This window comes from Chloroflexota bacterium, from assembly GCA_038040195.1.
Lineage (GTDB): Bacteria > Chloroflexota > Limnocylindria > QHBO01 > QHBO01 > DASTEQ01.
In genome coordinates, this window is the sequence record JBBPIR010000005.1 from 1 (window position 1) to 25,960 (window position 25,960).

Genomic DNA, 25,960 nt, shown 5'->3' on the forward strand with positions numbered 1-25,960 from the left:
CCGTCATCGGTCACGAAGACCTCGCCGTGCTGGTACGGCGACATGGTGCCGGGGTCAATGTTGATGTAGGGATCGAGCTTTAGGATGGAGACCGGGATGCCGCGCGCCTTGAGGAGACGCCCGATCGATGCGGCGGTGATCCCCTTTCCGAGCGAGGAGGTCACGCCGCCCGTGACAAAGATGTACTTCGCCATGCTGGCTGGATCTCTGCGAGAGCTGCCGGAGCGTGCGGACCGCACGCGGGAAGGGATCGACCTTCACCCCACCCGGGTCCTGATGCTACCCCATTCGCGCCAGGCTCATGAACCGATGCGACCGGCGTTGAAGGCCTCCCCCACGGGAACGCCGCGTACGATGCGTTCGTGCTGCGCCGTGCCTGGGCCGCCGTGCGACTGGTCCATCCCGCTCCAACCGCGGCGGTGACCGCACTGTCCGCCGCGCTGGCCACGATCCTGGCCGTCGAGGGGGGCGGCCGGGTCGACGTCGTCACGATCGCGCTGGTCACCGCCAGCGTGGCGGGCTCGCAGGTCTTCACCGGCGCCACCAACGACCTGACCGACCAGACTCGGGACGCCATCCTGCGGCCGGAGAAGCCGCTGCCGGCCGGGGACCTGTCGGCAAGCGCGGCTCTGTGGATCGCGGCCGCTGGGCTCGCGGTCCAGGTGGTGACCGCCGGCCGGCTGGGCACGCTGCCCCTGGTCCTGGGCATGGCGGCCAGCGCTTCGGCCTTGGCCTACAACCTGTGGCTGTCGAGAACCCCGTTGTCGGTGGTCCCGTACCTGGTGAGCTTCGGACTGCTGCCCCTGTGGATCGCGGCCAGCGTGGGCGTCCCGCTGGAACGGGTGGCCCCGGCGGTCCTCCTGGTCGGCCCGTTTGCCGCAGCCGCGCACCTGGCCAACACGCTGCGCGACTTCGATGCCGATGCCGCGCTCGGCTCACGCTGCCTGGCCCAGGTGCTCGGGCGGCGCACCGCCCATCGGCTGGCGCTCGCCCTGGCGGTGGGCGTCGGCGTGGGGGTTGCGCTGAGTTTCATGCTGGCGTCGCGGCTGCAGGCGGCCAGCGTCGTGCTGGGAGTATTGGGTCTTGTGGCCATCCTGCGCGGGACGTCGAACGCCACGCGGTTGTGGCAAGGGGTCCTGGCTGCCGCGATTCTGTGGACCATCGCCTGGGCGCTGGCCAGCGCCCCGCAGGGCTAGGCTCGTCGCGCGGGGCTAGATGGCGCGTCTAGATGGCGCTAGACCGCGTCGTCGATCTCCCACGGCTCGTCGTCGATTTCCTCGGTCAACTTGAGCCACACGAACAGGCCGGCCAGGATGGTCAGCGGGACGATCACCAGTGCCGCCAGGATGGCGCCGATGGCAATCGCGATAGCCTTGAGGATATTCATGAGTCTTTCTCCGTTCCACCGGCCGCGGCGGGCGTATCGACCGACGGCGGTGTCTCCGATGCAGGCCCGCGGCTGAGTGGTGCTGCCTCGATCATACCCACGATTTCGTCGCGGGTGAATTCGGACAGCTGGTGACCGACCTTGCCATGGGGCGCGACAACGAACGTTCGGACCACGAACGAACCGTCCTGTTCGAAGAAGAACACGTCCCGCGGATGCACCGAATCGAGCCATTTCCCGATGATGCGGAGCGCCTGCTCGTAGAAGTTGGCAATCCCGATCTCGGGGTGATCGGCGCTGGCGCTCCCGCGCTGCTCCTCGGCGGCCCCCATCAGGTCCCCGATCTGGTCATCGGTCAGCTCATGCATCTGCTTGGAGAAGGTCCCCGTTTCCGACCACTGACCACCCATGGAGGTCGCGATGCCCTGGACCAGGAACCCGCCGTCGAGCTCGAGGAACAGGATCTCCTTGAGGGCCCCGCGGTCCGCCCATGCGCCCACGCTGCGCAGGACCTCCTCCCAGTCCTGCCGCGGGCTCCCCTCGTAGATCCGCATGATGGGCCTCCCGGTCGATCGGCCAGCCTAGGATAACGCGCTCAACGCGACGGCCACCTCGGCGGCTGCACCAGCGTTGGCGACGATCAGACCGATGTTGGCGCGCAGCGCGCGCCCGCCCGAGGCCTCCACGACGCGGCTCAGCACGTACGGGGTCACGGCAGCGCCCCGCACGCCGCCGGCGACGGCCGCGTCCAGCGCCTCGATGATCCAGCCTTCCAATACATCGGCCGGGATGGCCACCTCCGCCGGTGGGGGCTGAACCAATAGCAGGCCGCCCACCCCGGGCAGAGACCGGTGCGCGGCGATCAGCCGGGCTGCCGCCGCCGGCGAGTCCAACGTATGGGTGAGCGGCAGGCCGCTGGTGGCGCTGTAGAAGGCTGGCAGCTCGGACGTCCGCAGCCCGATCACCGCCACGCGCCGCGTCTCCAGCAGCTCCAGCGTGGCGGGCAGGTCGAGGATCGCTTTCGCCCCGCTGCACACCACGGCCACCGGCGTGGCTGCCAGCTCGTCGATGTCGGAGCTCACGTCGAAGCTGCGTTCCGCCCCCCGATGGACGCCCCCGATCCCGCCGGTGGCCATCAGCCCGATCCCCGCCGCATGGGCCACTCGCATGGTGGCGCTGACGGTGGTCGCCGCCAGCATCCGTGATGCGAGCAGCGGGCCCAGGTCGCGCGACGCGGCCTTGGCCGGTCGCGAGGCCGGGTCGGCAAGACGCTCCAGCAGCGCACGATCGGCCCCGACCACGACCCGTCCGTCAGCAATGGCGATGGTGGCCGGGATGGCGCCATGGGCCCGAACCTCGGCCTCCGCGGCAAGCGCGGTCTCCAGGTTGTGCGGCGCAGGCAGCCCCTGGGCGACGAGGGACGACTCGAGCGCCACCAGCGGCCGACCCGCGGCCACCGCATGACGCACCTCGTCGCTGAGGGCGAGCCAGTCATTGGTCATCGGCGCGCCTCGGAGGGGACGCGGGCCTGGGCTCCGACCACGCCGGCAACCTCGGCGCCAAGGCGCCCGGCCCGCTGCAGGGCATCGCGCAGGGCCGAGGTGGTGGGCGGCCACGCGCCTCCGGCCACCGCGAGCAGGATCCCCGCCGCGTGAGCGTCCCCGGCGCCGGTGGCGTCGACCGCCGCGCCCGGTGAAGGGGACATGGTCAGCGTTTGGGCGCCACTCGCCGCTGCCGCGCCTCCCGCGCCGTCGGTCACGACCGCGACTCCCCCGAGGGTCGATACCAGGCCGGCCGCCAGCTCCTCCGCTGTCCGGAGACGGCCCGTCGTAGACCCTGCGCCGAGGAGGGTCGACGCCTCGGCGCGGTCGACGAGGACGAGGTCCGGTCGGGTCATCTGGAGCCGGGAGAGCAGTCCATTCCCGCCGGCGAAGGAGCCTCCGCCCACGCTGCAAACCTGCCCGGCGCGTCGCCCGGCCGCCAGGGCGGCCAAGGCGTCGCCGCTACCCGAATCGGCCAGCGGATAGCCGGAGACGTGAATCCAGGTGGCGGTGTCCAGCGCCGCGTGCACCGCGGGAGATGCGAGGGCCTCCGCGTCAAACGAGACGCGATCGCTCAGCATGGCGCGCTCTCCGGAGCTGTCCACCAGCGACACGACGATCCCGCTGCGGGCGGTCGGCAACGGCACCAGCGCCACCCCGTCCGCGACCAGCGCGTCCCGCAGCTGTTGGCCGGGGAGGTCATCGGCCACCGCCGCCACGAGATCCACCCTCGCCCCGCGCCGCGCCAGGCGAACCGAGAGGTTGGCGCCCTGCCCGCCTGGTGCAACAGTGATGCGGGCGGGGCTATCGGACCCGGCGCTGGCGGTCACCGGGCTGCGGACCGTGACATCGAGGGTCGCGTCGCCGACCACCACGAATCGGATCGGCTGGGGGTTCACCACGGCTGGCGGCTGGTGAAGCCCTCGTCGATGGCATGCCAGAAACCGACCGCCGGCTCGGCCAGGCGCCAGCACAGCCAAACCGGCTGGCCGTCGCGCTCGCCGGGGAAGTCGACCAGCCCTTGCTCCAGATCGCGAACCTCGACCCCGAGTGACTCGAGGTGCTCGACCAGGGCGCGCATCCCACCCCCGATCTCGGTCATCGCGGCCTCCGAGCGAGCCATCGCATCGGCATGGGCGACGTTGCCATTGGTGGCGCTTTCGTCGCCGTGGGCCGTCAGGGCCGCCACCGCGCTCTCCAGGCGCCCCTTCTCCACGGCCAGCTGGAGGAGCACGGCGCGCACCTGTGGCAGCAGGGCGTTGGCCTCGTCGATCGAGTACCGCCGCCGGACCTCGGCCATCGCCGGATGGTACGCCCCTCTGCTAGGATCGGCCCGCCCGGCGGGCCAGCTCCGCGCCGCGACGGCGCCCCCGGTGTCAGGCTTGACGCATGCCCGATCCCTCGGCCGGTCGCGAGACGAACGACCCGGCCTCCTCCGACGGCGCGGACCTTGTCGACGCGTACGCTGACTTCGAACTTCCGTCGTATCTCGGCAGCACGACCTTTCAGAAGCTGCCATTGGTGACCGATGGCGGCGAGCTGGCGGCTCGCCGCCCCGACGCGGCTATTGTGGGCGCGCCCCTCGACGACGGCGTCAGTCACCGACCGGGCGCCCGTTTCGGTCCCCGCGCCATCCGGGCTGCTTCCTACCACCACGGCGAGCTCCATTCGCTCGCGTTGGGCATCAACCCGTTCGATTGGGTCGACGTCGTGGACGCCGGTGACGCGCCGGTCGTGCCGGGTCGCCTGGAACGCGGCCACGCTGTGATCCGCGCCAAGGTGCTCGAAGTTGCGCGCGCCGGCGCGATTCCGATCGTCCTCGGCGGCGATCACTCGGTCACGTACCCGTCGGCGAGCGCGGTCGCGGAGGCGGTGGCGCCCCGCCGGCTGGGGATCGTCCATTTCGACGCACACGCCGACACGGGCAACAGCACGTGGGGAAACCTGTTGTCCCACGGAACCCCCATGCGACGCCTGATCGAATCCGGCGCTGTGGCAGGGCGCAACTTCGTCCAGGTCGGCCTGCGCGGCTACTGGCCGACCGCTGAGACCATGGCCTGGATGCGCGAGCAGCAGATGCGCTGGCACCTGATGACCGAGATCGAATCCCGCGGCGCGGATGCCGTTGTGGGGGACGCCATCGCCGAGGCGCTGGACGGGCCTGACGTCATCTACCTGTCGGCGGACATCGATGTCCTCGATCCGGCCATGGCCCCGGGGACCGGCACGCCGGAACCAGGTGGAATGCTGACCCGCGAGCTCTTGCGCGCCATTCGCCAGGTGGTGGGCTCGGTGACGCTGGTGGGGATGGACGTGGTCGAGGTGGCGCCGGCGTACGACGTCTCGGAGGTGACTGCGGCAGCCGCCCACCGCTGCGTGCTGGAGGCGATCAGTGCCCTCGCCGCCCGGCGGCGCGAGGCGCGCGAACCGGCACGCCCGACCGAGCGCTGACCCCGCCTACTCGACCCTGAAGCTGGTCGTTGCGGCGGCGGTCCCGTTGCGGGTGACTCGCGCTTCGTAGGTGCCCGGGTCGAGCGGGCCGAATCGATCGTAGGTGTACCCGGGGCAGTCGGTGTTGGTCTGGCAGAAGGCCAGGCTCAGGCTGGCGGTGTCCTGCACTGCTCCCGAGCTGTCCACGATGGCGATCCCGATCACGTCGGTGGGCTTGCCGTGGCGGAAGCTGACCAGGATCCACGGCTCGCCGCTGTTGACCGCCCCGCTGTCATCGCACGTGGAGCCAGAGGGCTCGTCGTCGCACGCTTCGGCACGAGCGAGGAACCCGTCGGGGAATGTCGGCTCGGCCCCGGATGGAATGGCCGAGGGCGCGGCGGTCGTCGTGGGTGTCGCCGCGACGCTCGGCTCCGGGGAGGTCGGCTCCGGCGTCGACGTGGCAACCAGGGGGGTGGCTGACGGGGATGCCTCTGCCGTCGGGCCCGCATCGAAGACTCCGCCCAGGATGGCACCGCCCAGCAGGGCCAGAATCCCGAGCCCCAGGAACACGACGAAGACGAGGCCGCTTACGCCGCCACTGGCCTCCGGCGGCTGGGCGGGACGATAGGGGGGCGGAGGGGGTGGCGGAACAACAGGTGGCGGAGGGGCTGGCTCGCCGGCCGCCGACGCGGCAATGGCCGCCGAGGTCGTCGCCGGTGCCGCGGTGGCCCGACTCCGTTTCCGCGGCGCAGGACCGGCCGCCGCGGGGCTCGCGGCTGCGGTCTCGTCAGCGGGCGGCGGAGGCCTGGCTGCAAGGCCAGGCTCGGCGGGCCACGAGGGCTCGGGGGGAGCCTCGTCCGCCTCGGACAGGTTGTCGACGCGCGAACCAGCGGCTGCCCCGGCAGTGGCAGCCGCCTGGGCTGCTTGATCTTCGGGCTCCGGTTCGAAACGCTCCGTGGGGCCGGACCACGGGGCACCGGGCTCGTCGACCTCGTGCCCACGACGGAACACGTCGGAGCCCTGGCCTCCGACCGGATCTCGGAAGCCGACCTGCAGCGCCGCTCCACACTCGTTGCAGAACGGAGCCGGCGGCGTCCAGCGACCGCAGGTGGGGCACAGCACGTCGCCACGCACGTCAGGCATCGGCGCGCATTGTGCCCTGTAGGGTCACCTCAGCGCCAGCCTGGGGTCGGTATTCTCAGCCGTCATGCGGCGCGTGAACGTGATGGGAACCAGCGGCTCGGGCAAGACGACCTACGGCGCCGAGCTTGCTCGGCGGCTCGGGGTTCCGCACGTCGAGCTCGACGCGCTGTCCTGGGAAGCCAACTGGGTCTCCGTGGCGCCGGAGGTGCTCCGCGAGCGGGTGGCCCGGGCCGTAGCGGCCGACGAGTGGATCGTGGACGGCAACTACAGCGCGACGCGGGACCTGGCCCTGGGGCGGGCCGACACCGTGGTCTGGCTCGACTTTCCGTTTGCGCTCGTCATGTGGCGAGTGATCGCCCGCACCCTGCGCCGCATCGTGCGGGGCGAGGTCCTCTGGAGCGGCAACCGGGAGAGCCTGCGCAAGGCCCTGAGCCGCGACTCGATCATTCTTTGGGCGATGACCACGTACTGGCGTCGACGGCGCGACTACCCGCGCCTGTTCCGTCAATACCCGGGCATGCGCTTCGTCCGGCTCCGCTCGCCGACCCAGGCCCGCCGGTTCCTGGAGGCTATTGCACCCCCGGCGCGGGCTGCGACGTCTGTTCCACGCAGTCGACCTGGGCGGCCACCGGGAGGCAGTCCTGCTGGAGGAGCCACGACGTCAGGAGCACCAGGCCGGCAATGACGAAGATCGTCGCGGCCATGGTCAAAATCACCCCACGCCAGGTCGGCTCGGTGTACCCGCTGTCCACGCCCCGATCTTAGGCCCCGGGACGCTTCCACTGGGTGCCATCGGCGAAACGCTCCAGCTTCCAGATCGGCAGTCGTTGCTTGATGGCCTCGATGACGTACCGATTCGCCTCGTACGCGTCGGCGCGGTGCGGCGCGGCGGTCACGATGGCCACCGCGGCATCCCCGATGGGCACCGCACCGGTCCGATGCACGACGGCCACCGCGCAGCCGGGCCAGCGATCGGCCACCTCCGCCGCCACCGCCCGGAGGGTCGCCTCCGCCATCTCCGGGTAGGCTTCGTACTCGAGCTCCAGCACCTCGCGCCCGTCATCGGCCCGGTTTCGAGCGCGGCCCACGAAGGTGACCACCGCGCCATGCGCCAGGCCAGCGATGCGCTCCAGGGCCTTGACGTCGATCGGCCCATCCGTCAGGCCGACAGGCGGCATATCCGATCCACCCGAGACCGGAGGCAGGAAGGCAACCTCGTCCTCCTCTGCCAGCGGCTCGTCCCAACTCACCGCACTGCCGTTGCGGGCGGGCTGGGTGTACGGCCGATGGACCGCCAGCCCCGGGTGGCGGCTGACCAGCGCGTCCCAGGCATCGGACACGGATGCGTCGGCCGCCAGGTCCAGGTCGGACCGGGCCGCGCTCAGCTCGCGCAGGGTGGCGAAGCAACGGGCGCGGACGTGCATCGGCCTAGACCGGGGTCCCGCCCAGGTAGCTGAGCGCTGCGGAACCGATGGTGCCGGCCATGACCAGGGCCAGGCCGATGTACAGCAGCCCGGTCGTGGCCTGGAGCGATGTGGCGCGAGTGGCGAGCAGGGCCAGGATCGCCACGCCAATGGGGAACGCGATCCCGACTCCGAACCGCAGCCAGGTCAGCCAGGCCAGGCCGTCTTCAAAGGGCGCTCCCCCGGAGCTGACCACCGACCACACTGCCACGAGGCCCTGAATGGCCAACGCGCCGATGAGGAGCCAGATCAGACGCTGGAGTGGCGCCGGAGACAGCTTGGGGGTTACGAGATACCAGTGTCCCAGCAGCATGGCGGCGGTGACCGATCCCAGCGCCAGCGCGGCGGTTGCCAGACCAGCCGCGAAGAGCGCGGGGCTCCCGGTGCCGCCCGCCGCGGCCAGGGTCACCAGCGCCGCGACGCCGACGACACCGCCTCCGATGGCCACTCCGGCACGTGGCCAGCGCGCCAACGAGGCGACCAGGTAGGCAGCGGCGACCCCGGCGAAGGCCACGACCAGGATCCGGCGCAGCTCCGCCGTCGCGGCGGTTCCGGGCACCGCGGCCAGGCCCATCTCGGACGCGAGCCAGACCAGCGCGCCGACGAGCACGGCCGCGGCCATGAAAAGGCGGTATCCGCGCGTCGTCCCGCCCAGCCACTCGGTCACGCCCACCGCAAGCAACGTCCCGCCGGCCAGCGCTCCCCAGAAGATCCAGTTCACGAACGGAAGGGCCACAAGGCTCACCGATCGGCCTCGTCAGCCCGCGATCAGGCTGCCGGTCAACCCGATCTCGACCCACCCCTCGGCGACGCGGGTCGGAAAGGTCTCGACCGGGTCGGTGGCCGGCAGAACAACAGCCGCACCGGTCCGAACGTCGAAGCAGCCCCCGTGCCAGGCACACACCAGGACCCCGTCACCGGGATCGAACCCGGCCTCCGAGAGCGGGTAGTCCTTGTGGGTGCAGTTGTTCTGGACCGCGAAGAACTCCCCCTCGTGGCGGACGAGGACCACCGGCCGCCCATCGATGGCGACCGGGATGAGATCGCCATCGCGCAGGTCGCCCGCCGGCAGGATCCGGACGAAGCGGGTCGCGGCCTGGGTCACACTCAGAGTGGTCGAGCGAAGGCCAGCAGCCGCGGCTCGGTCATGTCTTCGATCGACCAGCGCAGCCCCTCGCGGCCGAGACCCGAGTCCTTGACTCCGCCGTACGGCATGGGGTCGGTGCGCCAGGTCGGGACGTCGTTGACGATGATGCCGCCCACCTCCAGTTCGTCATGCGCGGCCAGGGCACGCTCCAGCGAGCCGGTGAACAGGCCGCATTGGAGACCAAACCGGCTGTCATTGATCTCGCGCAACGCGGCCGCGTAGTCGGGGACCGGGAACAGATTGACGACCGGCGCGAACACCTCCTCGCCGCACACGCGCGCGTCACGCGGGACGTCGACCAGCACAGTCGGCTCGTAGAACAGTCCATCGGCGCGCGCGCCGGTCAATGCTCTTGCGCCGGCGTCGAGGGCCTCGCGCACCCATTCGTCGGTGCGGGCCACGGCAGCGAGGTCGACCATGGGTCCCAGGTCGGAGGCCGGGTCCATGGGGTCGCCCATCGTCACCTGGCGCACCTTGTCGACGAATCGCCGCTCGAATTCAGGGTAAATCGACTCCACGACATAGATGCGCTGGACGCTGATGCACACCTGCCCGGCGTAGGCGAAGGCACCGAACACCAGCCGCGCCACCGCCCAGTCGAGGTCGGCGGTCTCGTCCACGATCACGCCCGCGTTGCCGCCCAGCTCGAGGACCACCTTCTTGCGGCCGGCATCGGCTTTCATCTTCCAGCCCACGGCGGGGCTGCCCGTGAAGCTGAGCAGCTTGAATCGGTCATCGGCCACCATCCGCTCTCCCGTCGGGCGGTCCATGGGCAGGATGCTGACCGCGCCCTTGGGCAGGCTGGTCTGGTCGAGGTACTGCGCGACCCGAAGCATGACCAGTGGGTCCTTGCTCGGCGGCTTGAGGACGATGGAGCACCCGGCCGCGATAGCGGGGGCCACTTTGTGGGCAGCCAGGTTGAGCGGGAAGTTGAACGGGCTGATGCCCGCCACAGGCCCGATCGGGTATCGCCGCACGATCCCGCTGCGACCCCGGTTGGCGGCGGTCCAGTCCAGGGGCAGCCACTCGCCGTTGATTCGCAGCGCCTCCTCGGCCGCGGTTCGGAAGGTCAGGCTGCCGCGAGCCACCTCGGCTCGCGCGTCGCGGATGGGCTTGCCCGACTCGCGGGTCAGGAGCTCCGCCAGCTCGTCCGCGTCGCGGGCGATGGCCTCGGCCACGTGCTGCAGGGCGTCGCGGCGCTCGAAGCTGGCCAGGCGGCGGGTCTGCTCGAATCCGGCGACCGCCGCGGCGGTCGCGCGCTCCAGCTCGTCGGGACCGGCCTGCCAGGTGGTGGCCACCAGGTCCCCGGTGGCGGGATTCCGGACTTCGAGCGGGGTGCCGGCCTCGACGAATTCGCCGGCCAGGTAGATGGGAACGCTGGGCGCGCTCACCTGGGTGGTCACGAGCGCCATTCTACGACCGCGATTTGGCCGCCGATCTCGACCCCCTTTATGATCGGTCGGTGGTGAACCCGGTCTTCCTGTTCCTCGAAATCGCCGCAACTCTGATCTTCGTGGGCGCCGCGCTGGCCGCTCTGAGTCGCGGACGGCTGCCGTTCCTCGAGCTCATCAGCGCCGCCGCCTTCGGCTTGCTGCTCGAGGAGAGTTCGCAGCTCATCTTCGAGACCTACAACTACAGCCCTGACTGGGTGCTCGTGCTCGACCGCGCGCCGCTGGTCATCGGCCTGACCTGGGCCCTCCTCATCGCGGGAGCGATGCGGATTACGGACGCGCTGGGGGTTCGGCGCTGGACGGCTTCGTTCGTGGACGCGGCGCTCGTGATCATGCTCGACCTCGCCTTCGACGCGGTCGCCATCCGGCTGGGGATGTGGACGTGGGTCGACATCGGGCCGACCGATGGATGGTTCGGGGTTCAGGCCGGCAACTTCTATACGTGGCTGTTCGTTACGTTCGGATTCAGCGTATTGACCCGATGGCTGCGTGATCGCGCAGCCCGTCGACGCGGGGCGGAATGGCTGCAATTGCTGGTTCCCATTCCGGCGTATGCGATTCTGATCGCCTCGATCATCCCGTATGCCTTGATCAGCACCTGGACCAATGCACCCACCGGCGGAGCGCTCTGGCTGTCCTTCGTGTGCATCGGGCTCTTCGTGATGGTGGCCTTGCGTGGCGTCTTTGGCACCGGCCGCCAGCCGCCGGATGGGCAGATGGCCGCCATCGTCGACCTGCGACTTGCCTTCTTTACCCGGCTCTCCATCCAGGGCTTCTTCCTGATCGCGCTGCTGATCATGGGTATTGCTCCCGAGCTATCCGTGCTGCTCGTCACCTCGGTCGTATTGATCCTGGTCGACGTGTGGCTGTCTCGATTGATTGACCAGCGGCGCGCGGCCGCGGGCTTGGCTCCAGCGCGCGCCGTGCTGGCTCCCGTCGCCGCCCGGGTCCGCCAGCGATGACCGAGGCGGCAACCGCGTCGCTCGACGTCGAGGCAGTTGTCGAACACCTCCGCGCGCTGATCCGGATCCCGTCGGTCAACCCGCCCGGCGACAGCGAAGCCGCCGCGGGCCACGATTCGAATGGCGGGGAGACGGCCGCCGCGCGCTATTGCGCCGAGGTGCTGTCCCAGGCGGGCATCGGAGCCGAAGTGCTGGAGGCGGCTCCGGGGCGGGGCAGCTGCTTCGCCCGCCTGCGGGCGGATCCTGGCGTGCGCGACCCAGGGCCACCGCTGATCCTGCTCAGCCACCTGGACGTGGTGCCGGTCGAGGCGGCGTCGTGGACGCGCGACCCGTTCGGCGGGGAGCTGATCGACGGCGCGGTGTGGGGCCGTGGGGCGGTGGACATGAAGGACATGGTCGCCATGGAGCTGGGCGTCATGCTGGCCCTCCAGCGTTCGGGCACGCCCCTCCGCCGCGACGTCATCTTCGCCGCGGTCGCCGACGAGGAGGCGGGCGGGAAGTTCGGGGCGCGGCACTGGGTGGATGCGCGAGCGGACCTGTTCGGCTCCGAGGCGGGTCCGGCGGCCGCGGCGCTGAACGAGGTGGGCGGCTACTCGATGACCATCCGCGGCCAGCGGGTATACGGCATCCAGGTCGCCGAGAAGGGCATCATCTGGACCCGCCTCCACGCCACCGGGACCCCCGGCCACGCCAGCATGCCGCACGCCGACAACCCCGCGCTGCGCCTTGCCGACGCCGTGTCGCGGCTGGTCGCCGCGCCGGCCAGCGGCGACCCGCCGGCCGTGGTCAAGGCGTTCTTCGTCGGCGTCGGCCTGGGCGAGGTGGCGGAGCTGATTCCTGCCGATCCCCCGAGGGCGCAGGCCGCGCTCGAGCGACTGGTCCCCGACCCCACGATGCGCCGATCGCTGAACGCCATGCTGCGGGACACGATCACGCCCACCGTGATCCGGGTCGGCAGCAAGGTCAACGTCATTGCCGGATCGGGGATGGCCGAGGTGGACGTTCGCACCCTGCCGTCGACCGACCAGGCCGCGTTTGCGCAGCGGCTGGCCGCGCTCGCCGGGCCGGAGGTGACGGTGGAGTCGGTCATGAGCCTGCCCGCGGTCGAAGCTCCGGCCGATGCGCCGATCGTGGAGCTCATGCGCGAGGCACTCGGACGGGCCGACCCGCAGGCTGCCGTGCTGCCGATGATGATCACCCCGGGGACGGACGCGAAGGCGCTGGCCCACCTGGGGATTCCGACCTACGGATTCGTGCCGCTTCGCCTGGACGCCGACACGCCGTTCCTGGATCTGTTCCACGGCAACGACGAGCGAGTTCCGGTCAGCGCGCTCGCTTTTGGACTGCCGGTTCTGCAGGAGGTCGTCAGCCGGTTCGCGGCGGTCAAAGGTGGGTAGCGGGACCGATCCGGACCCTCGGCTATATACTCGCCGCCTTATTCCACAGGAAGTCGCCCCCGCATGTCCACAACCGAGCTGATGGCCGGCGCCCACGCCTTCGTCTTCCCAGGTCAGGGTTCGCAGTACATCGGGATGGGGGCCGCACTGGCGGGTCGCTCACCGGTCGCGGCCGCCATTTTTGAGCGGGCGGATGCCGCGCTCGGCTTCAAGCTCTCGCGCCTCATGTTCGAGGGACCGGCCGACGACCTGGACGCGACCATCAACGCGCAGCCTGCAATCCTGGCCGCCAGCATGGCCGCACTCGAGCATCTGCGAGAGCGGGCCCGGGCAGCCGGTGTGACGCTGAACCCGTTGGTCGTAGCCGGCCACTCGGCCGGGCAATACGCCGCGGCCATCGCCGCCGGATCGGTCGACTTCGAGGAGGCCGTGCGGCTCGTTCGTGAGCGCGGCCGGATCATGCAGGAGCGGGGCATCGACGGCGGCATGGGCGCGGTCATCGGTCTGTCCGAAGCGCAGGCCGAGGAGGTCGTCAAGCAGGCCCGCAAGCTGGGGGAGATCTCGGTGGCCAACATCAATGCCCCGGGCCAGGTGGTCCTGTCGGGCGTCATCCCGGCCCTCGTCTTCGCCCTGGAGATGAGCAAGACGGTCGGCGCTCGACGCGCGGTGCAGCTCACCGTGAGCGTGGCCAGCCACTCCCCGCTGATGCGCCACGCGCGCGACGAGTTCGCCAAGGTTCTCGAGCGCGTCCCATTCCGCGACCCGACCGTGCCGCTGGTGGGGAACGTGCACGCGACCATGATCCGCAGCGCGGAGGGGCTCCGCGAGGAGCTGACCGATCACCTCGTGCACGGCGTCCAATGGGTGGCCACGATCCGCAACATGGCCGCCATTGGCGTGACCGATTTCGTCGAGGTCGGGCCGGGGCGGGTGCTGACCGGGCTCATCAAGCGCATCAGCCCCGAGGTCCAGGCGCACGCGCTGGACGAGACCGATGACGGCTGGCTGCCGGAGGCGCCGGCCAAACCGGCGGCCGCGGCCGAGACCGCGAAGCGCGGCGCGGCGCGTCGGAAGGACGCGAAGGAGGAGCCATGAGCGCCAACGGCCGCCGGGCCATGGTCACCGGGCTGGGGGTGGTGGCGCCGGTCGGCATCGGCAACCAGGCCGCGTGGGACAACCTGGTGGCCGGCCGGTCCGGCATTCGCGACGTCACCATCGCCGACCTGTCGGGGCAGGACATCCGGGTCGGCGGCGAGGTTCCCGATTTCGACCCCACCCTCGAGATGGATCCCAAGGACGTCCGACGCCACGACCGGGCGACCCAGATGGCGGTGGCCGCTAGCGCCGAGGCCCTGCGCGACGCGGGACTGATCAACGGCAGCAGCCAGATCCTGCCCGACGAAGCCGACCCGGATCGGATCGGGATGGTCTTCGGCTCAGGCTGTGGCGGAGTGAGCATCCTGCTCGAGAATGCGAAGAAGTACTGGGACGTTGGCGCCAACCGGGTGTCGCCGTGGACCATCCCCCACATGCTGGTCGACAGCCCGTCGGGGATGGTGGCCATCCAGTTCGGCATCCGCGGGCCGAACACCGCCGTCGTCAGCGCATGTGCCACCGGCAGCCACGCCATTGGCGAGGCGGCCGAAACGATCATCCGGGGCCAGGCCGACCTCATGCTGGGAGCCGGGACGGAGGCCGCGCTGGTGCCCCTGGCGTTTGCCGGGTTCGGCCAGATGCGGGCCCTCGGCACGCCCATCGACCCGGACACCGGCGAGTACGTGCCATCTATTGCCTCGCGCCCCTTCGATGTCACCCGCAACGGGTTCGTCATCGCCGAGGGTTGCGCGGTGCTCGTCCTCGAAGAGCTCGAGCACGCACTGGCGCGCGGGGCGCGCCCGATTGCCGAATTGGTCGGCTACGGGAGCGCGGCCGACGCGTTTCACATGGCCGCCCCGCCTGAGCGCGGGGAGGGCAGTCAGCGATCCATGCGCTGGGCGCTGGAGCGTGGGGGAATCGACCCGACGGAGGTTGACTACATCAACCCCCACGGCACCGGCACGCCGCTCAACGACCTGGCCGAGACGCAGGCCATCGAGGCCGTCTTCGGCGACCACGCCCGAAAGATGGCCATCAGCTCAACGAAGTCGATGACGGGCCACATGATGGGCGCGGCCGGGGCGTTCGAGGGCTGGGCATCGGTGAAGGTGCTGGACACCGGCTGGATCCCGCCAACCATCAACCTGAACCACCCCGACCCGGCGCTCACGCTCGACTACGTGCCCCACGTCGCGCGCCAGGCCGACGTCAAGGTCGCGCTCTCGAATTCCATGGGCCTGGGCGGCCACAACGGGACGATCATCTTCCGCAAGTACGAGGCCTAGGCGCCCGCACCGTCCTCGTCGCCCAGCACGTACAGCTCCGGTTCGTGGCGCGGTTCGTGGCCGGCCTGCGTCCGCACCCAGTCTCGCAGCGCGCTCTCGGCGGTGCTGAACGCCAGCTCGTGCCAGGGGATCTCGTCAACGGTGAAGTCGCGGACCTCGGTCGTCTCCACGCCCGGCAAAGCCTCGCCGCCGACCACCTGCGCCTCGTATATGAGGGTCACCACCGCCGCGTGGGGCCGCGAGTAGGCGCCGATCAGGGGCCCGACCTCGACCCGCAGCAACGTCTCCTCCTCGGTCTCGCGACGGGCCCCTTCCTGGGCCGACTCACCGACCTCCAGGAAGCCGCCGGGGTAGCTCCACAGCCCCAGGCCCGGCTCGATCCCCCGCCGCGCCAGGTACACGCGGCCCTCGCGCACCGGGAGGGTGCCCACTACCAGGCGCGGGTTGCGCCACGTGACGTGGCCGTCGGGACACACCAGTCGGGGGCGGTGGTCCTCCTCGAGCACCCGCTCGACCACGGCCTTGCCACAGGCGGGACAGAAGGCGGGCTCCTCGCCCAGGGTCAGGGGATAGGTCGTGGTGGCGTCGCGCTCCGGCATCGGTTCATGGTAGACCGCTCGTCGACCATCGCCCGCATCCCCCAGATGCGCGCTGGTCTACCCTTTCGTCCCCAGGCCCGGCACGCGACCGGGTCGAGTCACAACCGGTGAGGTGCCGTCATGGCTGACTACCCGGACCTCTACGCCGATGGCTTCTCGGTCACCGCCGGCCGATTCGGCGTCACACTGACCCTCCTCCGCTCGGAGCCAACCGGAGAAGCGGGCGCCCACGATGACCCGCGCGAGATCGTGGGGCGCATCCGCCTGAGTCCCAACCTCGCCAAGGCCATCGCCGACGCGCTGGGCAAGACGCTCGCCGCCGCGTCGCGAACCACTCAGCAGGGCGATACCACGACCCACTGATCATGACTCCGGTTCGCCTCTACAACTCGCTGACCCGCCGCGTCAAGCCCCTGGAGCCGATCGCGTCGGGGCAGGTCTCGATCTACACCTGCGGTCCCACCGTGTACCGGTACGCCCATATCGGCAACATGCGCAGCTTCCTGTTCGCTGACCTGCTGCGGCGCACGCTCGAGTACTTGGGGTACGAGGTGCGTCACGTCAAGAACATCACCGACGTGGGGCACATGCGCGACGACACCTTCGACACCGGCGAGGATCGTATCGAGGCGGCGGCCGAAGCGGAGGGCAAGCCGCCGATGGAGATCGCGGCCTTCTACACCGACGCCTTTCTGGCCGACGAGGCGTTGATCAACATCCTGCCGGTCCACGTCCAGCCGCGGGCCACCGACCACATCCCGGAGATGATCGACCTGACCCAGCGCCTGCTGGACGTTGGTCTCGCCTACGAGGTGAACGGCACGGTCTACTTCGACGTCAGCGAGTTCCCCGACTACGGCAAGCTGTCGGGCCAGCGGCTGGAGCAGATGCAGGCCGGCCACCGGGTGGAGGTCGAGACCGACAAGCGCGACCCGGAGGACTTCGCCCTGTGGAAGCGGTCGGAGCCGGGCCGCCAGATGAAGTGGCCGTCCCCCTGGGGCGAGGGCTTTCCGGGCTGGCACATCGAGTGCTCGGCCATGAGCCTCAAGCACCTCGGCGAGCGATTCGACATCCACACCGGTGGGATCGACAACAAGTTCCCCCACCACGAGGACGAGATCGCCCAGAGCGAGGGAGCGCTCGGCCACCCGGTCGTCAGCGCCTGGATGCACGGCGAGTTCCTGACCCTGGACGACGCCAAGATGGCCAAGAGCGCCGGCAACATCATCCGGGTCAGCGAGCTGCCCGAGAAGGGGTTCGCGCCGCTCGACTTCCGGTACCTGGCCCTGACCGCCCATTACCGGTCCAAGCTCGACTTCACCCATGCCGCCATGCACGCCGCGGCATCCGGTTTGGCGCGGCTGAGGCGGGCGGTTGAGGCGGGCGGATCGACCCAGACCGATGGCGGCTCGGTCGACCTCGCCGCCGAGCCGATGGCCGGCTACCGAGCGCGATTCGTGGCCGCGATCAGCGATGACCTGGGCCTTCCCACCGCGCTGGCGGTGGCTCACGGCGTGGCTGCGGCCGACGACCTGACGCCGGCCCAGCGCCGCGCGCTGCTGCTCGATTTCGACCGCGTTTTCGGGCTAAGCCTGGACGCGGTTCCGGAGGCGGATGATGGCGAATTGCCCGAAGGTGCGTCCGCGCTGTTAGAGGAGCGCGCTGCCGCCCGCGCCGCGCGCGACTACGCGACCAGCGACCGCCTCCGCGACGAGCTGGCCGCGATGGGCGTCGAGGTCCGGGACACGCCCACCGGCCAGATGGCCACCCGCCGCCGCCCCTGATGGGCTCGCGCGGTGAGCGCGAGTAGGATGCGTCGATGACCGAGGAGCGACGCCTGGTCACGGTCCTATTCGCCGATGTCACCGGCTCGACGGCGCTGGGCGAGGCGCTCGATCCAGAGGACATGCGGGCACTGCTGGGACGCTACTTCGCGATTGCCAAGGACGTCGTGGCCCAGCACGGCGGCACGCTGGAGAAGTTCATCGGGGACGCGGTGATGGCCGTGTTCGGGTTGCCCGCGGCCCACGACGATGATGCCGCGCGGGCCGCGGCATCCGCGCTTGCCCTGCGCGATCGGGTCCGCGAGGACCCGGGACTGGGCGATCGGCTGCCGATTCGGCTGGGGCTGAGCACCGGCGAAGTGGTGGCCGCCATGGGCGGAGAGGGACGGGACTTCCTGGTCACCGGCGACGCGGTCAACGTCGCGGCCCGCCTGCAGCAGGGCGCGGCGAGCTGGGAGATCGTATGCAGCGAACGGACGGCGCGGGCGGCTGGCGACGGGTTCGCGTTTGGACCTGTGCTCGAGATCGAGGCACGCGGCAAGGCAGCCCCGCTCCGAGCGCAGCGGTTGGAAGGTGCGGTGGCAGCCCGGCCGCGGGTGCGCCTCCCGTTCCTCGGTCGAGACGCCGACGTGGCCCAGCTTGAGCTGACCGCCGGGCGGGCGATCCGCGAACAGCGGCCCTATCTCATCACCATCACGGCTCCCGCGGGGACGGGTAAGACGCGACTCCTCGAGGAATTCCTCGAACGTTTGCCGGAGCTGCATCCGGAGGCCCGCGTGGTCACGGCTCAGTGCCTGCCATACGGCCAGCGACTTACCTATTGGCCGCTGCATGCCCTACTCCGCCAGCTGCTCGACCTGCCGGAGGGCGTCGACCCGGACCGCATGCGGGAGGCGGCGCAGGACTGGCTCGAGGCCGCCGGGGATGCGGCCCCCAGGCGCACCTCTGAGCTGCTGGCCGCGACCTTCGGCGCGGGCGAGGGTGAACCGATGGACCGGGCCGAGCTCTTCTCCGCGTGGCGAGCCGCCGTCGAGACCGCCGCCGGCCAGCGACCGTTGGTCGTCGTCGTCGAGGACCTTCACTGGTCGAGCGACAGCCTGCTCGATCTGATCGAGATCATCCTCCAGCCGCGAGGCGACTCCGCCCTGCTGATGATCGTGCTGGCCAGGCCGGAACTGCTGGATCGACGGCCGAGTTGGGGCGGCGGGCGGCGGAACTACGTGTCTCTGGCGCTCGAGCCGTTGGACGACCTGGCCATCAGCGCGCTCGTGGACTTCCTGCTCCGCGGCCCGCCGCCGGAGGTGGTCCAGGTCGTCGTCTCTCGGGCCGAGGGGAACCCGTTCTATGCGGGGGAGCTGGCTCGCACGATCCAGGAGCGGGCCTCGTCGCTGGATGACCCGGCCGCGGTCGAGGCATTGATCGCGACTCTCCCAGACACGGTGCACGCTACCGTCCTGGCCCGGTTGGACCTGCTGCCGGCCGCCCCGCGCCGCGTGCTGCAGCTGGGATCGGTCTTTGGACGGACCTTCAGCGTGGCCGGCGTGGCCGCTCTCGCGCCGGAGTTGGCTGATGAGGTGGCGGCAGCGGTAGACCACCTGCTGGAACACGACCTGATCCGGGTCAGCGGTGGCGATGAGCTGACGTTCCGGCACATCCTGATCCGGGAGGTGGGCTACCAGACCCTGCCCCGCGCCGAGCGGGCTCGCCTCCATGGTGCTGCGGGCGCATGGCTGGAGGGGCAGGCGGTCGGCCGCGAAGGGGAACAGGCCGAGCTCGTCGCATTCCACTTTCGGGAGGCGATCACGCTGGGCACCGCCGCCGGAATGGAGCTGGATCCTGCCCTGTTCAGCAAGGCGGTCGCATGGCTGGGACGGGCGGCTGACGCCGCGTTCGCCGGCGCCGCCTACGAGGAGGCCTCGCGTCATCTCCAGGCGGCGATCGAGATCGCGCCCCGCGAGGAGCTGCCGGAACTGTGGGTCCGCCTCGGCGACATCTTCGGGGGCGGAAATCGGGCACTCGAAGCATTTGCATCGGCGGCCCGCGTGGGTTGGGAGCTGGGCCGACCAGTCGATTTCATCCTTCGCGCCAAGAGCGGGCAGCTCATGGTGCTCGGTCGCTGGGGAGGGTCGGTGGGATCTCCGCTGTCGCAGCAGCAGATCGACGACATCGTGGAAGAGGTCCGCGCGCTGCGGGAAGAGGCTTCGGACCGCACGGTCGTGGCGTGGTCACTGGTGGCCGAGTCGTTCCTGCCTTTCGAGGCAGCCACCAGCGCTCGAGTGCCAACCGAATCGGACTGGGCAGCGGCCAAAGTCATCGGCGAGCGCGCCGCAGCGATGGCTCGGGAGCTGAATGACGCTCCGCTTCTGAGCGCCGCTCTGGACGGAGTGTCCGCATTCACCCTCGGCTTTGATCCGGTTGAGGGTCTCGCGCTGACGCGCGAGCGGCAGGCTATAGAAGACCGCCTGCCGCTGTATGAGCGGACTGACATCCACAACATGGTGGCCTGGAGCTCGTCCGCGCTGGGCGAACTGGACGACGTCTATCAAGCCGCCGACAGCATCCTGCGCGACCTGGCTCCCAACCAGGCCCAGGCGACTGCTCTCAGCCTGGCGGCATGGAAGGCATGGGCCCTTGCGTTGCTGGGGCGCTGGGATGACGTGGGTGGCGCCGTCGAGCGGGCCGCGGGGCTCTGGGAGGACAGCGGCAGGCTCTCGGCTGGCTTCGCCCTGCACGGCTTTATGGCCGCTGCCGAGGTCGGCTGGGCGCGGGGCGACGATCGGCTGAGCAGCCGGGCCAAGGCGGTGCTGCTGGGCATCAGCGAGCAGTTCCCGGCGGGTCATCTGTTTCACCGGCTTTCCGCGTTTGCGGCTCCCGACCCAGCCGACCTGGTCCAATCGGTCGTCCTCGACTGGGAGCCGTACGTGACCCGCCTGCATCTGGTGGAACGGGTCGTATCGCTGTGCGTAGACCGTGGTCAGCTCGTCCCGCAGGAGGCGCTCGACACCCTGGTGACTGAGGCCCAGTCCCGCGGCCAGCGGTTGCTGGCTGCCCAGGTGCTCCGTGCCCGCGGCGTGCAAAGCCGGTCAGCGGACGATCTGCGGCAGGCATTGGAACTGTTCCGAAGCTTTGGAGCCAAGCCCTTGGTGGCTCGCGCCGAAATCGAGCTGGGGAACTTGATCGGCGATGCCGACCTGACGGCCTCGGGGACCGCCACGCTCGAGGCGCTGGGCGACCTGGCGCACCTGGGGCGCGTGGCCGCCGTCCCTCGCTGAACGGTCGCGGGCTCTAGCCGCTCGACTCTGCGGCCAACAGGTCGGGCAGGGCCGCGAAGAAGGCCGATCGAGCCCGCATCGGACCCAGGCCGGTGTCGCGGGCCGCTCGATGGCTCGCCAGGTCGGTGTGCGGGCCGAACAACACAGTCCGCGGACGCCGGCCCTCCTCGCCGCCATCCCGCCACGCCGCGATAGCCACGCCCCAGTCGGGCTCACGGTCGCCCCAATCGACCACCAGCACGTCGACATCGCGGGCGGGTGGCAGCTGACTCGGCTCGTCCACCCGCGCGACGCTGGCCCCGGCGCCCATGACCAGACTCTCGATCCGCGAGGCGGTCATCAGGTCCCGAACGAGGGCCACGACCCGAATCACATCGGGCGGTCGTGGGTCAGACGGAAGGCTCGTCGATCAGCTCTCCTTCGGGCCCAGATGGCGGCCCATTCCCGTTCGGCGCAGGCCCGATCGGACCTTGTCCGTTGGGGGCGTTGTGGTCGACCACGTACCGGGCGATGCGCAAGGGAAAGACCCCGACCACGACCGGGGCCCGAACGTCGACCGATAGCTCGACGCCCAGCTCGTCGCGGATCCACAGCTCCTCGAGCTTGGCCGCTTCGCGGGCCGGGACGCCGATATACGCGGACGCCCCATTGCGGCTGATCCGCACCACGGCATCCGGCTCATCGAGCCCGAACCGGCGCCGCAGCTCAGCCACCGGGACATAGGGGCGTGAGCACACGAAGCGCCGCAGGCTGGAGGTGCTCGGCCGCTTGGTCGCGGACATTGGGCGAGTCTAACCCGGGTCGGGGTCGCCCGCAGAAGCGGCCGCCGGCTCCTCAGCCTGCCCGTGGCTCCAACCCCGCGCAGCCTCCACGGCCCGGCGGATGAGCCGCTTGGACGGTGCCCCCTCGGGCGCACCACCCTCGTCGGCGGGGTACGAGCGCAGGCGGAGCCCGATTTCACGCACCCCCGAGGGGTGGACATCGGTCCCGTCGATGCGGATGGTCGGCGAGCCGGGGAACTGCAGGAACTGCGCATCCTCCGGGCTGCTGACCGCGATCATCTGGATCGGCGTCTCGAAGGCATCCTCGATGAGGACCTCGACCAGCCGCTGGCGGGCGGTCATGTAGTACGGGTCGGCGTCCCAGAACAGCAACTCGACGCGCATCGGTCAATCCGTATCCCGGTCAGCCGGTTGACAGGCCGATGACCAGGCACGCCACCGCGATGCTCGCAAGTCCCGCACCGAGCCAGATGCGCCGTCGTTCGGCGCCGGTCATGCCTTCGCGCAGCGAGGCGCCCGGCGGACGGGCGCGCCCGCGCCAGGTCTGGTAGCGCTCGGCGTTCTGCTCGCGCGCCTCGCGCTGGCGATACGACCGCCAGGCGGGCCATCCGATGGCCAGGCCGGCCACCCCCGCTACCAGCGCCGTGATCAGCAGGACGCCGGTCACGCCTGTTGGCCGTTCATGCCAGTTGAGCAGCGGGCTGGCCGGCCGCTGCCGCGTCCACCAGCCAGGTCACGCGCTCGGCACGAACCCGGGCCGCAGGCAGGTCAGCGCCCCCTCGGACCGCGGCCAGGGTCTCCGCCTTGTCCGCCCCCACCACAACGAAGGTCACCTGTCGGGCCGCATTCAGGACCGGGTAGGTGAGCGTCAGCCGGGGCGTGTCGTATCCCGGAGGCCAGGTTGCCACCACCAGGCGATCACTGATCATCAGGGCGTCATCTCCCGGGCACAGCGAAGCGGTATGGCCGTCCACACCCATCCCCAGCCAGACCAGGTCGAGTGTCGGAACCTCGTCCACCGCAGCGTCGGCCACTCGTCTCAGCTCGTCTTCGTAGTCACGAGCGGCGCGATCGAGGTCGGCCGCCTCGCCGCGCATGCGGTGCACGGCCTCGGCCCTTAGGCCGGGCAGGTGGGCCAGCAGCGACTCGCGCGCCGCGCCGTAGTTGGAGTCAGGATCGTCGGGCGGCACGGCACGCTCGTCGGACCACAGGATCTCGACTTGTTCCCACGCGACCCGTGTCACCCGCGGCGCGGCCCGCAGGAGGTGGAAGGCGGTGTGCGGGGTACGTCCCCCTGACAGGGCCACCAGGAAGCGTCCATGGTGCCTGACGGCGTGCCGGGCGGCCGTCACGAAGCCGTCGGCGGCGGCGGCTGCCACCGCCGCGGGCGTGGGCAGGACGACCGTCTCGAGGCTCATGCCGCCACTTGGCGTGCCGCGGCCAGCAAGATCCCCGCCGCGCGCAGCGCATCCTCGTAGATCGGATCGCGGTGATCGAGCACGAGCTGCCGGCGCAGCACGTCGGCCTCGGTCTCGGGGGTCAGCGGGATGCGCCGCAGAAGAGCGGTCATGCCATCCGCGTTGGTGACGATGGTGGCCTCGTCCGCCGGGCGGTCGATGATGAACTCGGCGGAACCCGCCTCCCCGAATGCGCGAAGGCGAACCGCAAGCAGCTCACCGGGTGGGACGGCATTGGTGGGGACCGGGTCAATGGCCAGGTCGACCATCTCGTAGTGCCCTTCCAGACCGAGACGGACGCCGCCAGGCGTCATCGGTTCCCTGGACTGCGCGCGACGCCAGGCCAGCCGAGTCGCGATCCAGCCCGCGTATAGCACCGCCTGGGCCTCCGGAGAGGCCGAGCCAGTGACCGTTTCGTGCCCGGGCACCGTCCCGCTCTTGGAAGACGGGTCGGGAACGGCGTATTGGATGCGCAGTCGAGACAGGTTGAGTAGGTAGCGGCGAAAGCGCGGGGCGTCGAAGAACTGGGCGGTCAGTTCCTGCCACGGCGCGAGGCGCTCCCATGCGATGTCCCCGACCCCCGCCCGGCGCCGGATCACTCCCAGCCGCCGGAGGCCGGCCAGCAGGTCGCTGAAGTTCGACGAGTTCACCACCAGGCGGTCCCCCAGCTCCACCAGCTGGTCAAAGATCGGGTCGCCGAATGGAGGCTCGTGTGGCCACCAGACGTGGGTCGGCAGGTCGTGAATCATGAGCGGGGCGACGATTCCGTCCAGGTGACGCGCCGCCTCGCCGCGGACGGTTAGCGCCAGCTGCTCAAAGCAGACCCTGCCTGCCCCGTTCTCGCCGTCGCTGCAATGCGTCACGATCCGGGCGTCGAGAGGGTCTCCTTCGGCAGCCGGGTCGGCCTGGAGCACGATGGCCCGGGACGGGTGGCGGGTGCCCAGGCTGAGCAGGGTTTCCAGCACGCGGTTGGCCGCGGGCTCGTCGGGTACGGTCACGATCAGGTTCAGGACCGACGTGCGGGCGTTGGTGAGACCCTTTTCGGTGACCACCACGCCGTCGCCGGGGCCGACTGCCCGGGCGGAGCCGGTGGTGGCCTGCGTCCACAGCCGCGTCAGCTCAGCCTCGACCTCGCGACACGTCGTGCCGCGCATCTCCCAGTACGGGGTCGCGGCGGGCGCCAGGCTCACGGTCGTCGCCACTCCCGCCCGTCGCGGGCCAGCAGCCCGTCCGCGGCCGGGGGTCCCCAACTGCCAGCGGCATAGAAGTGGATGGGACCTCCCTGGCCCGCCTGCCAGGCATCGACGATTGGATCCAGGATCTGCCAGGCTCGCTCCACCTCGTCGTCCCGCGTGAACAGCGTCGAGTCACCAACCATGCAGTCGAGTAGCAGCGTCTCGTAGGCGTCGGGCGAGTCAACCGCGAACGAGCTGCCATAGCGGAAGTCCATGTTCACGCCGCGGATGTTCAGCCCAGGCCCGGGCACCTTGGCCCCGAACCGGAGCAGGATGCCCTCATCCGGCTGGATCCTGATGGCAAGCACGTTGGGATCGATCTCCGGCGCTCCGGCCCGCCCGAACAGTGCCAGCGGGGCGCGCCGGAACTGGACCGCGATCTCGGTCACCCGCGAGGCGAGCGCCTTCCCGGTCCGGATGTAGAACGGCACGCCCGCCCAGCGCCAGGAGTCGATCCCCAGCTTGACCGCGACATAGGTCTCCGTCTCGGAGTCGGGAGCCACCTCCGGCTCGTCGCGGTAGGCGATCACCTTCTCGCCCTGGACCCAGCCGCTGATGAACTGGCCGCGGACCGTGTTGTGCGCTACATCCTCGGGCGACATCGGCTTGACTGCGCGCAGCACCTTGAGCTTCTCGTCGCGCAGGTCGTTGGGCTCGAACTCGACCGGAGGCTCCATGGCGAACACGGCGAGCAGCTGGAGGACGTGGTTCTGGACGATGTCGCGCAGCGCCCCGGTCTGGTCGTAGAACTCCCCCCGCCCCTCGACCCCCACCGTCTCGGCCACCGTGATCTGGACCGAGTCGATGTAGCGCCGATTCCAAATCGGCTCGAACAGGCCGTTCCCGAAGCGGAAGACGGCCAGGTTCTGAACGGTCTCCTTGCCGAGGTAGTGGTCGATCCGGAACACCTGCTCCTCGCTGAAGACCTCGGAGATCTGGCGGTTCAGGGTGGCGGCCGACCGCGCGTCCGATCCGAATGGCTTCTCGACCACGACCCGGGTCCAGCCCTGGCGCCCACTGGTCCGCACGCTGCTCCCGGCCAGGCCGGCGGCGCCCAGGTGGCTGATCACGTCCGGGGTCAACGACGGCTGGACGGCCAGGTAGAAGAGGCGATTGCCCGCCGTCCCGCGGTCGCGATCGATCCGATCCAGGCGCCGGGCCAGGGCAGCGTAGGCCTCGGGATCGTCCAGATTGCCCTGTTCGTACTCGATCCCGGCGGTGAAGGCCGCCCAGACCGATTCCTTGACCGGGCGGTTCCGGCTGAACAGGTCGATTCCCTCCAGGAGGTGGGCGTGAAACTCCTCGCCGCTCATCGGGCGACGGGCGAAGCCGACAACGGTGAACTCGGGTGGCAAGAAGCCGCCCAGGGCCAGGTTGTAGAGAGCCGGGGCCAGCTTGCGCCGGGTCAGGTCGCCGGTAGCCCCGCAGATGACCATGGTGCACGGCTCGGGCATGCGCTCCTGGCGCAGACCCTGGCGCAGCGGATTGACCGATGCGGTTGCGGGCGTGGTGGGCGCGGATGTCATCGG

At 70.4% G+C, this 25,960-nt stretch carries 29 protein-coding genes; 10 read left to right on the forward strand and 19 right to left on the reverse strand.

Annotated elements, in window-relative coordinates; genetic code table 11:
• Positions 1 to 194: CTP synthase (locus AABM41_07050; GenBank protein ID MEK6192065.1), on the reverse strand; the 194-nt coding region annotated here is incomplete at its 3' end.
• 168 nt (positions 195 to 362) lie between these two features.
• Here AABM41_07050 and AABM41_07055 point away from each other — a divergent pair.
• A complete protein-coding gene (locus AABM41_07055) occupies positions 363 to 1,196 on the forward strand; it encodes a UbiA family prenyltransferase (protein MEK6192066.1) in 834 nt (277 codons plus the stop codon).
• A gap of 38 nt (positions 1,197 to 1,234) precedes the next feature.
• Here the strand turns inward: AABM41_07055 and AABM41_07060 are convergent, their stop codons facing one another.
• Genes AABM41_07060 through AABM41_07080 form a run of 5 tightly spaced genes read right to left on the reverse strand, consistent with a single transcriptional unit; the run spans position 1,235 to position 4,228 of the window.
• Positions 1,235 to 1,387 (reverse strand): hypothetical protein, encoded by a 153-nt coding sequence (locus AABM41_07060; GenBank protein MEK6192067.1) that lies wholly within the window; start codon positions 1,385 to 1,387, stop codon positions 1,235 to 1,237.
• Positions 1,384 to 1,941: a hypothetical protein gene (locus tag AABM41_07065; GenBank protein ID MEK6192068.1), complete on the reverse strand. Its 558-nt coding sequence runs from the start codon at positions 1,939 to 1,941 to the stop codon at positions 1,384 to 1,386. The genes AABM41_07060 and AABM41_07065 overlap by 4 nt, the downstream gene beginning before the upstream one ends.
• Before the next feature lie 27 nt (positions 1,942 to 1,968).
• Positions 1,969 to 2,889, reverse strand: coding sequence for a pseudouridine-5'-phosphate glycosidase (locus tag AABM41_07070; GenBank protein MEK6192069.1), 921 nt, complete (start codon positions 2,887 to 2,889; stop codon positions 1,969 to 1,971).
• A complete protein-coding gene (locus tag AABM41_07075) occupies positions 2,886 to 3,827 on the reverse strand; it encodes a carbohydrate kinase family protein (GenBank protein ID MEK6192070.1) in 942 nt (313 codons plus the stop codon). Before AABM41_07075 ends, AABM41_07070 begins: the two co-directional genes overlap by 4 nt.
• Positions 3,824 to 4,228, reverse strand: coding sequence for a DUF2203 domain-containing protein (locus tag AABM41_07080; GenBank protein ID MEK6192071.1), 405 nt, complete (start codon positions 4,226 to 4,228; stop codon positions 3,824 to 3,826). The genes AABM41_07075 and AABM41_07080 overlap by 4 nt, the downstream gene beginning before the upstream one ends.
• An 89-nt stretch (positions 4,229 to 4,317) precedes the next feature.
• Between AABM41_07080 and speB the strand changes: the two genes are divergently transcribed.
• Positions 4,318 to 5,379, forward strand: a complete 1,062-nt coding sequence (gene speB, locus AABM41_07085; protein ID MEK6192072.1) for an agmatinase — start codon at positions 4,318 to 4,320, stop codon at positions 5,377 to 5,379.
• 6 nt (positions 5,380 to 5,385) lie between these two features.
• Here the strand turns inward: speB and AABM41_07090 are convergent, their stop codons facing one another.
• Entirely contained in the window at positions 5,386 to 6,501 is a 1,116-nt protein-coding gene (locus AABM41_07090; protein MEK6192073.1) for a hypothetical protein, read from the reverse strand.
• Between the two features lie 64 nt (positions 6,502 to 6,565).
• On the opposite strand from AABM41_07090, the gene AABM41_07095 reads away from it, so the two are divergent.
• Positions 6,566 to 7,186, forward strand: coding sequence for an adenylate kinase (locus AABM41_07095; protein ID MEK6192074.1), 621 nt, complete (start codon positions 6,566 to 6,568; stop codon positions 7,184 to 7,186).
• Between the two features lie 76 nt (positions 7,187 to 7,262).
• Here the strand turns inward: AABM41_07095 and AABM41_07100 are convergent, their stop codons facing one another.
• Genes AABM41_07100 through AABM41_07115 form a run of 4 tightly spaced genes read right to left on the reverse strand, consistent with a single transcriptional unit; the run spans position 7,263 to position 10,514 of the window.
• Positions 7,263 to 7,925 (reverse strand): molybdenum cofactor biosynthesis protein MoaE, encoded by a 663-nt coding sequence (locus AABM41_07100; protein MEK6192075.1) that lies wholly within the window; start codon positions 7,923 to 7,925, stop codon positions 7,263 to 7,265.
• Positions 7,926 to 7,929: 4 nt separating this feature from the next.
• Positions 7,930 to 8,709, reverse strand: coding sequence for a hypothetical protein (locus AABM41_07105; protein MEK6192076.1), 780 nt, complete (start codon positions 8,707 to 8,709; stop codon positions 7,930 to 7,932).
• Between the two features lie 12 nt (positions 8,710 to 8,721).
• Positions 8,722 to 9,069 (reverse strand): non-heme iron oxygenase ferredoxin subunit, encoded by a 348-nt coding sequence (locus tag AABM41_07110; protein ID MEK6192077.1) that lies wholly within the window; start codon positions 9,067 to 9,069, stop codon positions 8,722 to 8,724.
• 2 nt (positions 9,070 to 9,071) lie between these two features.
• On the reverse strand, positions 9,072 to 10,514 hold the full coding sequence (locus tag AABM41_07115) for an aldehyde dehydrogenase family protein (GenBank protein ID MEK6192078.1): 1,443 nt from the start codon (positions 10,512 to 10,514) through the stop codon (positions 9,072 to 9,074).
• A gap of 62 nt (positions 10,515 to 10,576) precedes the next feature.
• On the opposite strand from AABM41_07115, the gene AABM41_07120 reads away from it, so the two are divergent.
• From AABM41_07120 to fabF, 4 genes are all read left to right on the forward strand, one after another.
• On the forward strand, positions 10,577 to 11,524 hold the full coding sequence (locus tag AABM41_07120) for a carotenoid biosynthesis protein (GenBank protein MEK6192079.1): 948 nt from the start codon (positions 10,577 to 10,579) through the stop codon (positions 11,522 to 11,524).
• Positions 11,521 to 12,921, forward strand: coding sequence for a M20/M25/M40 family metallo-hydrolase (locus tag AABM41_07125; GenBank protein MEK6192080.1), 1,401 nt, complete (start codon positions 11,521 to 11,523; stop codon positions 12,919 to 12,921). The genes AABM41_07120 and AABM41_07125 overlap by 4 nt, the downstream gene beginning before the upstream one ends.
• 63 nt (positions 12,922 to 12,984) lie before the next feature.
• Positions 12,985 to 14,016: an ACP S-malonyltransferase gene (gene fabD / locus AABM41_07130; protein ID MEK6192081.1), complete on the forward strand. Its 1,032-nt coding sequence runs from the start codon at positions 12,985 to 12,987 to the stop codon at positions 14,014 to 14,016.
• Positions 14,013 to 15,302 carry a beta-ketoacyl-ACP synthase II gene (gene fabF / locus AABM41_07135; protein ID MEK6192082.1) on the forward strand — a complete coding sequence of 430 codons (1,290 nt, stop codon included), beginning with the start codon at positions 14,013 to 14,015 and terminating at the stop codon, positions 15,300 to 15,302. Before fabD ends, fabF begins: the two co-directional genes overlap by 4 nt.
• Here fabF and AABM41_07140 read toward each other — a convergent pair.
• Positions 15,299 to 15,901 carry an NUDIX hydrolase gene (locus tag AABM41_07140; protein MEK6192083.1) on the reverse strand — a complete coding sequence of 201 codons (603 nt, stop codon included), beginning with the start codon at positions 15,899 to 15,901 and terminating at the stop codon, positions 15,299 to 15,301. The genes fabF and AABM41_07140 overlap by 4 nt on opposite strands.
• A 120-nt stretch (positions 15,902 to 16,021) precedes the next feature.
• On the opposite strand from AABM41_07140, the gene AABM41_07145 reads away from it, so the two are divergent.
• The 3 genes from AABM41_07145 to AABM41_07155 are packed head-to-tail and all read left to right on the forward strand — an operon-like array spanning position 16,022 to position 20,957.
• Complete coding sequence (locus AABM41_07145; GenBank protein ID MEK6192084.1) at positions 16,022 to 16,264, forward strand: hypothetical protein; 243 nt, start codon at positions 16,022 to 16,024, stop codon at positions 16,262 to 16,264.
• A gap of 2 nt (positions 16,265 to 16,266) precedes the next feature.
• The gene (cysS, locus tag AABM41_07150; protein MEK6192085.1) at positions 16,267 to 17,685 is read left to right on the forward strand and encodes a cysteine--tRNA ligase; all 1,419 of its coding nucleotides are present in this window, start codon (positions 16,267 to 16,269) and stop codon (positions 17,683 to 17,685) included.
• A gap of 35 nt (positions 17,686 to 17,720) precedes the next feature.
• A complete protein-coding gene (locus AABM41_07155) occupies positions 17,721 to 20,957 on the forward strand; it encodes an adenylate/guanylate cyclase domain-containing protein (protein ID MEK6192086.1) in 3,237 nt (1,078 codons plus the stop codon).
• 13 nt (positions 20,958 to 20,970) lie between these two features.
• On the opposite strand, the gene AABM41_07160 is transcribed toward AABM41_07155, so the two are convergent.
• Genes AABM41_07160 through zwf form a run of 7 tightly spaced genes read right to left on the reverse strand, consistent with a single transcriptional unit; the run spans position 20,971 to position 25,957 of the window.
• Positions 20,971 to 21,318 (reverse strand): hypothetical protein, encoded by a 348-nt coding sequence (locus tag AABM41_07160; protein MEK6192087.1) that lies wholly within the window; start codon positions 21,316 to 21,318, stop codon positions 20,971 to 20,973.
• 28 nt (positions 21,319 to 21,346) lie between these two features.
• Positions 21,347 to 21,739 carry a hypothetical protein gene (locus tag AABM41_07165; protein ID MEK6192088.1) on the reverse strand — a complete coding sequence of 131 codons (393 nt, stop codon included), beginning with the start codon at positions 21,737 to 21,739 and terminating at the stop codon, positions 21,347 to 21,349.
• Between the two features lie 9 nt (positions 21,740 to 21,748).
• Positions 21,749 to 22,123: a thioredoxin family protein gene (locus AABM41_07170; protein MEK6192089.1), complete on the reverse strand. Its 375-nt coding sequence runs from the start codon at positions 22,121 to 22,123 to the stop codon at positions 21,749 to 21,751.
• A 19-nt stretch (positions 22,124 to 22,142) separates the two neighbouring features.
• A complete protein-coding gene (locus AABM41_07175; GenBank protein ID MEK6192090.1) occupies positions 22,143 to 22,406 on the reverse strand; it encodes a hypothetical protein in 264 nt (87 codons plus the stop codon).
• Positions 22,407 to 22,419: 13 nt separating this feature from the next.
• Complete coding sequence (gene pgl, locus AABM41_07180; protein ID MEK6192091.1) at positions 22,420 to 23,157, reverse strand: 6-phosphogluconolactonase; 738 nt, start codon at positions 23,155 to 23,157, stop codon at positions 22,420 to 22,422.
• Positions 23,154 to 24,386, reverse strand: a complete 1,233-nt coding sequence (locus tag AABM41_07185) for a glucose-6-phosphate dehydrogenase assembly protein OpcA (protein ID MEK6192092.1) — start codon at positions 24,384 to 24,386, stop codon at positions 23,154 to 23,156. The genes pgl and AABM41_07185 overlap by 4 nt, the downstream gene beginning before the upstream one ends.
• Positions 24,383 to 25,957 carry a glucose-6-phosphate dehydrogenase gene (gene zwf / locus AABM41_07190; protein MEK6192093.1) on the reverse strand — a complete coding sequence of 525 codons (1,575 nt, stop codon included), beginning with the start codon at positions 25,955 to 25,957 and terminating at the stop codon, positions 24,383 to 24,385. The genes AABM41_07185 and zwf overlap by 4 nt, the downstream gene beginning before the upstream one ends.
• Positions 25,958 to 25,960 lie beyond the last annotated feature (3 nt).